At 56.8% G+C, this 12,902-nt stretch carries 1 protein-coding gene (only partly in view); it reads left to right on the top strand.

The genetic code is table 11. The annotated features are described in order from the left end of the window. On the top strand, window positions 1-12,902 hold the 3' portion of the coding sequence (locus tag MMC1_RS11255; protein WP_011713819.1) for a hemolysin-type calcium-binding protein. The gene continues 32,836 nt to the left of window position 1, outside the view; the window shows 12,902 of its 45,738 coding nt (coding positions 32,837-45,738); its start codon lies beyond the left edge, outside the window; its stop codon occupies window positions 12,900-12,902.

Raw genomic sequence — 12,902 nt, 5'->3', positions numbered from 1 at the left:
ATATGGTGGTGGCGGGACGCACCCTTGCCGCCCAGGGGCTGTTTGTGGGGGCGAGCAATCTTACCGCCCAGGTGCAGGGCATCCAGGTGGAAAATCTTGATCTGGGGCTGGTGCTGATGCGTCCTGAAGCGGCCAATGGTAACGATAGCCGGAGCTGGTTGGCGCTGTCGGCCCAGGTGGAGAGCGTGAGCTTGGATGCTGCGGCACTGGGTCTGCCGGATAGTCTGGTTATTGAGGCCAACAGCCTCTCCTTGGATCTGAACATGGGGCTGGGCAGTTATGCGGGGGTAAGCAATAACCAAGTGCTGGATCTCTCGGGCAGTCAAGCGGTGTCGGTACAGACCGGCAGCCGTGTGGCGGGCAAAGAGAGCATCGTGTTGGATTTTGATGGTGCTGCGGGCGAACAGTTTGCCTTGGGCTTGGATGCGGTGGTCGAGGTGAGTCAGGTGGTCAGTCTGGTGGGCAGCTTTGCCTTGAGCCGGGCTGGGCAGCGCATGGTCACGCTGGACGATGGTAGCCGCCGTCGCATGGGGGTAACAACCTTGTTGGCCGATGGGGTTAACCTCAAGGCAGGTCCCGGTGCTACATCGGAGCAGATTGAGGATTTCACCGGGGTCGAGATGTTGGATGGCCGCCTGGCGCTGGTGATGCTGGATGATCTAAGCAGTGGGGCCCAATTTATCGGTATGCAGGCCCATGCGGATGCCGCCATGCTCAGTGGGGTGGATGGCCTGCAACTGGTCGCCAATGGTCTGGATCTTACCCTGAATATGGGCCCCTCCGCTGGGGAACTGGCGGGTCGGGTGGTGGATTTTAGGGTGGGTGATATTGATGGTGACGGCTTGGATAGTGGGGCGACCATACTCAGGTTGCCGCAGCATCCTGGCAGAAGCTTCCGTCTGGATAGCCATACCGCCACTTTGGAGGCTGCCGGCTCTTTGAACATCGCCTTGGGGGATGTGGGCGAGACACCGATACTCGCCGGTTCTGGGGATTTTGCCCTCGCGCTGCAAGGGCAGCAACTGCACTTGGGCATGAGTAATTTACAGGCGGAGGTCAATGCCTTGGGGCAGAGCGCCAAGGTGCGGGATGGTGCGTTGGCGCTGGTTACCGCCAATGGTGGGTTTGCCCTTAGTCTGGATGCCTCTGTTTCGCTCTCCATACCAGGGCTTATGGGGGTTACGCTGTTTGGGGATGTGGCACTGGATGTCAACCGTACCGGCCTAGCCCTAGAGGAGACGGTGCAGGTGGGGCGTGAGCTGGTCACGGTGGCGTTTGCCGAGGCTGACAATAGGGTCGATTTTGCCATTGATAATCTGGATGCCTCCTTGACCGGTCTGCTGGGTCAATCGCTGGGTAAAATAGCCGGGGATTTGAGTTCAGCCCGCGAGGGGCTGGAACAGGCCGATGCCTTGCCCCTGATTAATAAACGGGTGGATGAGCTGGTGGCACTCTCCCCGGTGCTCAACTTGGGCGACTATATGCGCCACTACATGGGCCAAGAGACCACCTTGGTGGATCTGCCCGAGGTGGTTTATGGGGTGGAAAATCTGCCTACCTTGCAAGGATTGTTGACCTTCCTAAACAGCTATTGGGCGCCGCAGTCGGGGCTTGCCACGCTGGAGGGCGAGACCCCCTTACGCTTTATGATCGACCAATCTGGTTTGGCGATTGGTGTGACGGCGGGGCTGGATATTGGCTTCCAAGATCTGGCGGTTGAGCTAGAGAGCTCATTGGATGCCCTGGGTGTGCAACTGGAGGGTGATTTCACCATTGATGCCCAGCTCACGGCGGCTCTTGATTTTGATTTCTTGGTGGATTGGAGCCATGGGCTCAATGCCGAGTTTGATCTGCGCGAGCTTAGCTTTGCCGGTGAGTTGGCCGCCGAGGATGTGGTGTTGGGGGCAACGCTTGGGCCACTCAATCTGAGCATTGGACGCGAAGGGGATAATAGCACAACCGGTGATCCTTGGCAGCGCGGTGCGCTGCATGCGGCCATTGCTGGTGGTATCGCCATGGTAGATGGTCACTTTGTGGTGATGCCCCAAAGCGAGGGTGCCAACCAAATTGAGCTCTACCTGCCGGTCTATGCTTCGGTGGCGGGGGTGGATCTCACCGGGGATGGTGCGGTGCCCAGTGTGACCATTGCGGGCAACCTGTTTGATGGTGGGCTGTCAGTAACCAGTGAAAACTTTGAACGTTTTGCCAACTTTACCAAGGTGAGCATGCAGGATCTGCTGCTGGCCCTGCCGGAGATGTTGGACTATTTGGGCGGTATTGATGTTGATAGCTTGGGCTTGTCAAATATGCCCTTTATCCAATCCTCTTTGGGGGAGCTGCTCAATATTGCAGAGAGCTTTAATACGCAGGTGGTGGATAAAATTGACTTCTACAAGCCGATGCAACAGTGGCAACCGGCGACGGGAGAGAGTGCCAGTGCCACCGGCACCACGACCATTGTAGAGGGCGAAAAGCAGCTGTTGGGCACAGCGGGACAGTTTGCCCAATCCATGGAAAAACAGTGGCTCACCATTGGCACACAGAGCGTGCAAATTGAGTCGGTGGCGGCGGATGGTAGCAGCCTTACCCTCGCTAGCGCATGGAGCAGCAGCGCGGATGCGGCAGAGTATCAGATCCATGCTGAGCGGGAAAAAATCACCACCATGGATGCGTTTGTCACGGCGCTGAACAACTCCGGTTTGTTGGGGGATCAGCTCGTCACCTATGACGCCCTTACCGGTGATTTGCGTATTCCCGTGCGCTTTACCGATCACCGTAGCGTGCAAAGTGATTTGGATCTGTCGCTGGGTAACGCTGGTGGCTTGGAGCTCTCCACCGAGGCGGTGGGGCAGATCGCCACCGATCTGCAAGCGGGCTTTGACCTGCTGCTGGGTTTTGGTGGCGATGACTTTACCATCGACTTTGATCAGTTTAGTGCCTCGGCCGATCTGTCGCTGGCGGTGGATGATTTTGGGGCCGAGGCCAAATATGGTTTTGTGAGCATTGCCGCAGGTGGGGCGGGCAGTGGATCGGGCCTTAATTTTGATGCCAATGTGGGGGTCAAACTGGACCGCACCCCGCAGGATGACCAGAGCGGTACCCGCTTTAGCATCGCGGAGCTGGTGACGGAAGGGTTTGATAGTGTGGTGTTTGAGTTGGGTGGTTCAGCCTCGGCATCCTTGCAGGGTTTGTCCCTGAATGCAGGCAGTGCCTCCTATGATCTGGCCCCAGAGCTGGCGTTGAGCATCAACCTGCCGGATCTGTTGGATGTGAATAGCCTCAATGTGGTCCTGCCCGACCTGAGTGAATTGACCCAAGTAAGCCAGTTGGACTTTGGCCAGATTATCTCGGCGCTGCGCTTTGGAATTGAGAGTGTGGATCAGCTGGTGCAGGATCAACCCTTCTATAACCAAGCTCTGCCGGTGGTTAATCAATCCCTAGCCGAACTCATGGCCGTGGGCGACACCTGGCTCGGTTTTGTGGAAGAGGCGGCGGCCAATCCCGCCGAGGGTCTGGCCCAAGCTGAAATTCTGTTGGAAGAGGCGCTGGGACTGCCCCCTGAATGGCTGAACTTTAGCTTGGAGAGTGCCACCAATACGCTGTATGTGGATCTCTCCATGGGCTTTGCGTACCAGGATGAGGTGGCACTGGATCTGGATCTGGCCTCCTTGGCGGGCATGCTGGGCCTTTCACTGCCCCAGGGTATTGATGCCCTCATCGACCTCTCTGGCGAGGGTAATATTGGCCTGGATCTGGGGGCTGACCTGCAACTGCGTCTGGCGGTGGGACTGCCTACACCAGAGGGTGGTGAGCTCTCCATTAGCCTGGGCGATTATGATGCCCTTACCGATACCGGCACCCGTCTGGCCCTGACTGCGGGGTTGCGGGCTCAGGATATGGATCTGGCCTTTGACCTGGGGCCGCTCTCGATCTCGACCCAAAATGGCTATGTGGTGATGGATGCCGATGGTCAGCTGGGCACCGATACGCCTGCCTCGCTGCAATTGGCGCTGGTGGATGGTCAGGCCCAGTTTGAGGTGGTGGGAGCCTTTGATCTTAAACTGCCCCTCTACGTGACAGTGTTGAACAGCGATATGAACATTGGGGTGCTGCAACTGCGCACCGCCAGTGAATTGGGTAGTGGTGGTTTGCAGTCGCTGGTCTCAGCCTTGGCGGGGCAGGGTGCGGATCTTAGCTCTGTGCTAGATATGCGGCTGCCCGATTTTGATCTGGCCAGTGCCGGTGGTGGTAATCAGAACGGATTGGCTGCGCTGCTGTATGATCCCACCATTGTGCTGGATGGTATCGATTTGGGCCTAGGTGTGGTCCAAGATCTGTTCCAAAGCAGTTTGGCCGGGGATATCCCCTTTGTGGGGCAAAATCTGGCCAATGCTGGGCAGATGATCGGCAACCTGCGTGGCGGCCTGTTACAAGACCTGCGGGACAAGCTCTCTGGCGATGGTAAACCGGTGGAACTCATCCGCAATGCCCTGTTTAATACCTTCGATAATCTGGGGATTTTGCTGGATCATAACGGCGACAACATGGTTACCGTGGATGATATTGAGATCGCCTTTTATGATGAAGCGGGCGTGCGCATCGCTACTTGGCAACCCGATCTACCGCTGCCCACGGGCGGGGTGGATGATATCCGCTTTGATATGAGCTTGGGTGGTACCGTTGTCAGTACGGGGGTGAATATTCCCCTTAATATTGACCTACCTGGGTTTGACTTGAATGTGGATGGTGGCTTCTCCTTTGATGCCCATTGGTTCTACGATTTTGGCTTTGGTCTCTCCCAGAGCAAAGGTTTTCACCTTAACACCAACGACGAAAATGAACGGGCTGAGCTTGGCTTGGAGCTGGAAGCCTACCTGGATGGGGATCCCACCGATTCGGACATTATCACCCCCTTCTCGGGCTCCGGTTCGTTGCTCTTTTTTGAAGCCGAAGTTATTGATAAAGATACCAATGATACCTTGGCTGGGCATCAGGGTAGCGGCTTGAGTGGTGGTCTCTATATTGATCTGGTGGGGGATGAATCGGGGGCTTTAACCCTGGATCAGGTGCTCTCACGTCCCTTGGAGTCGGTGCAAGCCAGCTTGGGCATTGATACCCATATTGATCTGGGGCTCACTTTGGGGGTAACGGGTCTACCTAAATTGATAGGCGACTTTGTGTTGGATTGGGACTGGCGCTTGGGGGATGAGTCGGTGGCTGCGCCAGAGATCTCTTTAGAGAACTTGCGCCTGGATATGAACAGCACGGTATTGGATTTCTTGCTGCCTATCGCCAACAAGGTGGCCAATGTTGTTGAGCCGCTGCGGGATCTGGTGAATGCGCTGACCGTAAGGGTCTCTGGTTTGAACATACTGGTCCCCAGTGATCCAACCTTCCGGGGCTTGATCAGTAAAATTTGGGATCTAACCTCCGGCAAGCCCCCCATCAATTGGGCTTTCTTGGATGCGGTGCAGTTTGCCCTGGATATGCCTGCCATGGTACAGACCTTGGCGGCCATTGGCTCTGGCCTGCCCTTGGGGAGCATCTATGGCCTAGGTGGTGGTGAAATTACCTTTGTTCAAGGTGATGGCATCAGCCTGGGCGGTGGCGATGATGGCGCGATAACCAGTATGCTGGAGCAGTTTAATGGCTTTGCAGAAACCGCCAATGGCGGTGCTGAGAGCTCTCCTGAACGCTCTGGTTTGCAGTTCTTGAACTACCTAACCGACATTTCCAACTGGGCCAAAATCTTTAGTGGTGGTAATGCCACCCTGTTTACCTATGAGCTGCCGCTGCTGGAGTTCTCTGCCAGCTTTGATACCACCTTGGCGATTATTCCTATCCCGTACCCTCCGCTTTCGTGGTTGCAAGTCGTCATTGGTGCCTTTGGCTCCTTTAGTGCCTATGCCGATCTTTCGTTTGGTTTTGATACCTATGGCGTGCAAAAGGCGTTTGAGACCGGTAGAGCGTTGGATGTGCTGGATGGCTTCTATGTGGGTGACTTTACCCTGCCCCAAGTGGGCAGTGATGGTTCTTTGATCGCCGGTACGGGTGGGGTAGAAAAGCCGGAGTTTGGCGTCACCATGGAGCTGGGTCTGAAAGGGGGCCTGAGCATTGCGGGTTTGGTTTCCGCCGGTTTGGGCGGCTCTATTGAGCTGCGGGTTGGGGTGGATCTGAATGATCTGGCCGAAGCGACCATTGTGCGGGACAGCACGGGCTTGGTGACCAGTGCCACCTTTAAGGGGGATGGTAAAATTCGTGCCTCGGAAATTGTCAGTATGTGGCAATACGAAGGGTTGGGGCCGCTTAACCTCTTCTCGATTCATGCCGGGGCCTACATCAACGGCTATATCTGGGGTCGGGCTGGCATTGGCATCTTCTCCGTTGGTTTTGATTATAAAATCTTTAGCGTCAAGGTGTTGGATATTAATCTCAGCATGCCAAACGTGCAGCCACGGCTGGGTGTGGTGAACAATGGCACCCTGACCCTGTATGCCGGGGAGCGGGCCTCGGATCGTCTCTATCTGGATACCGAGGATGATGCCGAAACCTGGATTTTAAGCGGTAATGATGGGGTGGTGCAGGTGCAGTTTGGCAACTACTACCGCGAGTACACTGGGGTTACCGAGGTGGTGGTGGATCTGGGCGACGGCAACGATAAGCTGGATGCCCGCGCCCTTTCGGATGTGCGTGTGTTGGCCGATGGCGGCGCGGGGGATGATACCATTCTGCTGGGCTCCGCCGGGGGTATGGCGGTGGATCTGGAAGGGAATAACGTGTTGACCGCGCTAGCCGGTAGCACCGCTTCGGTGACGCTGGTGGGTGGCCTGGGGGATGACCAATTAACAGGTGCGTTGGGGAATGATATTTTGGTGGGGGGGCGCGGTACCAATACCCTCACGGCTGGTGGGGGTGACGATACCCTCTATGCCCTGCAAGGGGTGAACAGAATGATCGGCGGCAGTGGTGTGGATAGCTACATCTTTGCCGGGGTGTTGGGGGTTAATACCATTGTTGAAAACAGTGGGGAGATCTCCTTGACCGACTTCTCGGGTGGGGTGCCAGACGCCTTAATGAGTGTGGTTGGTGTGCTGCCGGGTGCGCCGACTGTTTCGGTACCACAAAGCTTCTCGGCGGTGCGGGGGCGGGTGGCGGCATTGCCGCTGCCTGGGGTGGCCTTTGGTGGGGACAGTGAAGAAGATGCCACCATTACCCTGTCGGCGTTGGATGGATCTATTGAAGGGGCCAGTAAAAATGGGGTAACGGTAGGGGGCAGCGAGACGGTGCGCACCTTTACCGGTTCATTGGCCGCGCTGAATGCTTACTTCAACGCGGGTTATGCGGGCTATCGTTATGATAGCGATGAATCCAGCCGTAACATCACCTTTGTGATTACCCAGGGTGATCTTGCCAGCATGGCGCAAACCAATGTACAACGCGCCAAGAGCACCACCGTGGCCCTCGATTGGCAAGATATGTCACGCAGTGGTGATGTGATGGCCGCTGTAGCCAGAGTGGGCAGTGGAGAGCAGGGTATCTACCTCTCTTCTGATGGCGGCTTGACATGGCGGGATTCGGGATCCCCCACCGGTCGTAGCTACCGCTATGTTTCGGTTTCGGGGAATGGTCAGACCATTGCAGCCCTGGCTAGCGGTGGGGATTTGGCGGTTTCTCAAGATGGCGGCCAAACCTGGGTATTGGCTAAAGTGCCCGATGATGGTAACGATGCGGTATTGGCCCTGAATGATGGTCGTGTGTTGACCATGGATGACCCCACCAACCACACCGAATTCTTCTTTAAAAACATCTTTAACTGGGGCTGGAAAAACGTTCATACCGCCGGTGAAATTCGCCTAAGAAACAGCGATGGTAGCTGGCAGTTGATCAATCCCGCCGACGCCGATTGGAACGACTTGGCCGCCAGTGATGATGAAAGTGTGCTACTGGCTGCCTCGGGCTCCGGTGGCGCGGTCTATACCGCCCCCTATGGTAGTGACGGCGGCTTTAACTGGAACAACGATGCCCGCAATGTAAGCGGGGCCGATTGGTACTCGGTTGAGGCCAATGTGGATGGTCGCTATCTGGTGGGTGTAACCAAGAGTGGCGCGGTCTATTTTGCCGATACCCGTGAAACGAATTGGCAGTGGCAGGGGGCCGGTTCGGTGGGTAGCTATGCGCGCATGGCGATCTCTGATGATGGCCAACTGCTGGCGGCGGCGACCTCTGACGGTATCTTGGTCAGTAATGACCAGGGTGCCCACTGGGTGCGGGTGGCCGGCCATGGCGTGCTTGGGGTTGATGGCGTACCCGCTTGGCGGGGGGTGAGCATCGACACGGCCAACAACCAAATTGTGGCGGTGGCGGCGGGTCATCCTATCTACACCTTTAATATACCGGCTCTGTCGGCGGCACCAACCCTGGATCTGGCCGAACGAGTTATCGTGAGCGATGAGTATACCAGCGACATCGTGCTGCCCTTGGGTACCTTGGTGGATGCGGATTCTGCCTCTTTGAACCTCTCTATGACGGTGGAGAGTGGGGCGCTCTCCTTCGATGAACTGCTGGCCGCAAACCTTGCCATCACGGTCACGGTTGTGGAGAACGGGGCACAATTGACTGGCAGCGTGGCGTCTCTTTCGCAGTTGTTAGCCGCAGAGGGTGGCGTGCGCTATACCCCAGCTGTGACAGGGGTAGAAGGGGCGCTGCACTTGGTGGCGGATGATGGCCATAATGTCACCGAGCGCTCGACCTCTTTGGAGGTGGTGCAGGCCTTTGCCATGAATGCCCAGTATAATGCGGGCCGCTTTGAGGTCTTCTCCAACCCCGGTAACGCCCTGCGTTTGGGTGGCTCTACAGTCAGTGATCTCCGCTTGGGTGATCTGGCCGATGTGCTGGATATCTATGCTTTGACCCATGTTCCGTTGACCCTACAGGCGTCGAGCGGGGCAGATACGGTGCGGGTCTCCATGGGCAACTCCAAACCCAATAAGGAGCGTGAGCCCAGTCAGTTGATCCTCAAAAATGACGCGGATGACCGCCTGAGTAATGATACTCTGGAGCTCAATCTTAAACCGCTGGAGCAGTCTGCTTCGGAAAATCTGATTAAGATTGGCAATGGCACCCTGCTGTTAGGAGGCGAACAAATTAGCTGGGATGAAGGTCTGGGTACCTTGGTGGTGCGTGGTGACACGGTGCGTCTGATGGCCGAGGAAGAGGGCGGCATCATTGATCTAGGTGGCACGCGCCTCGTGATCGAGGCGGAGAACCTTATCGTCAATGGTGATCTACATGCCCAGAGCATTACGTTGGATGTGAGCGAACGGATTGCCCTGCGTGGCGAGTTGGTGGCCGCTGAAGGCGAGACGCTTTATGCCGGTGAAGGTGAGCTGTTTGTTATCATGCCGCCGCTGGAGCAGGGCGAGGTGGATTTTGGTGCGCTGCTGGCCAAACTGCCTGCGGGTGCGGGTCTGGTAATCGAACCCAGCAGTGCCAGCACCACCATTAGTCTGGGTGGTGGTGATGGCATCAGCATTCTTGCCAGCAGCCTTGTTGGGTTGGATCGCCCCTTGACCTTGGGCAGCGATGGTGGCTCAAACCCCATTAGCTTAAATGGCGGTGCTGGGCTGATTTTGGATGTTCCGCTGTTGCTGCAAGCCCAGGGCGAGGGCGGGCATATCCAGATTAGTGGTCTCTCCTCATTCTTGAGTTTGGAAATTCAGGGTCCGGGACATACCACCGAGTTAAGTGATGGCAGCTCCACTACAGCCCAGACCAGTATGTTGATCAATGATGCTCTGCATGTTACCGGTGGGGCCAGCCTAACAGCGGGTTCAGGCATTACGGTAACGGGTCGCGTTAATGGCGGTCTGGGCGATCAGGATATCCTAAACCTCAATGTGGGGGGCAACCTCACCATTGGTGGCCGTGTGGGTGATGGGGTGGCCAGTTGGCAGCAGAGCAGCGCGGGTAGCAACTATGCCGATGGCAGCTACCAAGGGGTGAGCGTGCTGGGTGGTAGTGGCAGCGGGGCGACCGCCAACATCACGGTTGTGGGTGGGGTGGTGACATCCTTGACCATGGTTTCCAGCGGTGGTGGTTATGTGGTGGGTGATGAGCTGCGTATCTCTGCGGTCTCTTTGGGGGCGCAGGCGGATGATGCCTCCTATAAGTTTAATGTCACCGCGCTGGAGGATCTGGAGGGATTAAATATCACCAATGCAACCAACGTGACCTTTAGTGAGCGGGTCTATGTGGAGGGGGATATCTCCATCGCGGCGACGGGGGTCGTGACCTTTAGTGATGAGTTGGTGCTGCGTGAGGGTGGTAAAATGACCATCACCGGGGCCAGTGAAGTGATCTTGAGCAATGGTACCCGTCTGTTGGCCAGTGGGGCGGGGCAGAGTGGCAGCATTGTGATTGATGGGAGCGATGTTATTCTGCGGGCCACCAATAATGGTTTGTGGAAGGGCGATGGTTCTGCTTTTGTGGTGACGGGGGCCGACCACTTTGATCTGCGGGGAGATGTGGGGAGCCAAGGCTATAGCTGGGTAGAGATGCAAGATACCAGCGGCAATGGCTTGCAGCTTAGTGGTATTGCCGAGGGCAGCACCGCCAAACTGACCACCGGTACCAGCAGTGCCACCCTGACCCTGTCGAGTGTGGGCGGTGCTGTCACGGTGGACAGCAGCAGCAGCTTGAACGTGGCCAATACCGTTTTACAGAGCCAGGGTAGCACTGTGACCCTGGGTACAGGTAGCACGGTTAAGGGTACAAGCCTGAGCGTAACGACGGAAAATCAGGCCATTACATGGGCCGATTCGGTGAATGTAGAGGTTGACAGCGTAACCTTGCAAAGCCAAGGCGGGGCCATTTCGGTGGGTGCCAGCAGCACCCTTAAAGGGAGCAGCTTAACGGTAAACAGCGGTGCGGGCAGCTTGAGCTTGGGTGATCAGGCCAACGTCGAGGTAACAACGGTCTCCCTGCAAAGCTTGGGGGGTGCCATCGCCCTTGGCAACAGTAGCAGCTTTAAGGGTACCACCCTGGGGGTGAGCAACCAAAATGGCACCATCACACTGGGCACCAGCAGCTCGGTGGCGGTGAGCAATGTGACACTCCAGAGCCAAGGTGGCGCGATTTCAGTCGGCACCAGCAGCACTCTGAAGGGGAGCAGCCTGAGTGCAGATAGCGGCACAGGAGCGCTTACCCTGGCGGATCAACTGACGGTCGAGGTTGATACGATTGCGCTGCAAAGTCAGGGCAGCACCATCACGGTGGGTAGCAGCAGTAGTCTTAAGGGCACAACCCTTAATGTGAGCAACCAAAATGGTGGAGTGGATTTGGCCACCAGCAGCAGCGTGGCGGTGACGAACATGACGCTGCAAAGCAAAAACGGCAATATCTCGGTTGCCAGCGGCGCGAGCCTGAAGGGTACCACGCTGGCCATGACCAGCCAGAGTGGCAACATAACCCTCGCTTCGCAAAGCCTTGTGCAGGCCGATACGCTTACCTTCACTGCCGCAGATAGCACGGTCTACAGTTCCAGTGATACCCAAATTATAGGGGGTACACTCACCATGACCACGGGCGTTGGGGTGGGCAGTGAACAGGCCCCCATGATGCTAAGTGTGGATACATTGCAGCTAACCAATGCCAGCGGCAATGTCTATTTGACGGAGAGTGATGGGCTCACCATTAATGGCACCGGTGTGGTGATTAGCCAGGGCAGTGGCAACGTCTCGTTGGTGGTGAGTGCAGGCAATCTGCTTATGGAGAGTGGCTCTGCCATCAGCACCGATCAAGGGGCCATTAGCGTGCAGACGCTGGCGGGTAATTTGGGGGTTGCTACCATCAAGAGCAACCAAGGGGCCATTCAACTGCAATCTGCGGTGGCGATACTACCCACCGACACCACCAATGTGGTACAGACTGCTGGGCTTGCCAATCTATCCGCAGTAAGTGGCATTGGTCAATTTGGCTCGCAGTTCCTACGCCTTGATGTGGCCAGTGTGCATGCAGAAAACAGCAGTGTTGGTGATGTGGTGTTGGTGGGTGTTGATGGTCTGAACTATGACCTAATCTCCATTGCTTCATCGGAGAGTTGGGTGGGGCTATCGACGGAACAGGGTATTTTGCAGGGTGGTAAAGTGAATGCTGCAAGTGGTCACGTTGCCATGTTTGTGGGCAAGTCGGTGATCTCTAAGGATGCCTTAACCAGCCTCTCCATTAGCACCAGTCATCGCACCAACCGGATTGAAGCGGTCAGGGCCAATGCGGCGACCATGCAAGAGAACTTGTCACAGAGTGCGGCCACCCAACAAGCCATGCTTGACATCACTTCGCCTGCGAATCAACAGGGCGATGCCAGCGGTGTGGCCACAACGGTCCATGGGCAGCCTGTGGCACCGGAAGGGGTCTCTGGCTTGCTGAATGGTGCCCTTAATACAACCCCGACAAACAACCCCTCTCTGCCGGGTAATTCGCTGTTGGCTGAGCGTGCGAGCCTGCCAGAGCAGACCCTTTTCAGAGCTCCGACTGAGGCAGAGCAGCTCAGTAATGAAGGGAGTGACGATCTGCTAACCGCACCCGCCGGTGATAAGGGTACAGAACCCGCACCAGCCGACCAAAGCGCGGGTGAGGATGGCACACCAGCCGGGCAACAGGCGGCTCCTGAACAGAGCGATGGCGCTCCCTCTGGTGATGCCCCAGCGGCAGCTCCTGGTGATGCCCCAGCGGCAGCTCCTGGTGATGCCCCAGCGGCAGCTCCGGCCCAACCTGCGGATACTGGGGCTTCGGTCCAGCCTGTGGCGCAGGGCTTGTGGGCCAAGATGCAGAAGGGTTTTCTGGGGTGGTTAGACTCGCAGACGGCGCAACTGACGTTGGAAGAGCCAGAAGAGAAGGGTTAA

Source organism: Magnetococcus marinus MC-1 (genome assembly GCF_000014865.1).
Lineage (GTDB): Bacteria > Pseudomonadota > Magnetococcia > Magnetococcales > Magnetococcaceae > Magnetococcus > Magnetococcus marinus.
Note: the sequence above shows the minus strand (reverse complement) of the source record. Positions and strands in the feature narration are given on the sequence as shown.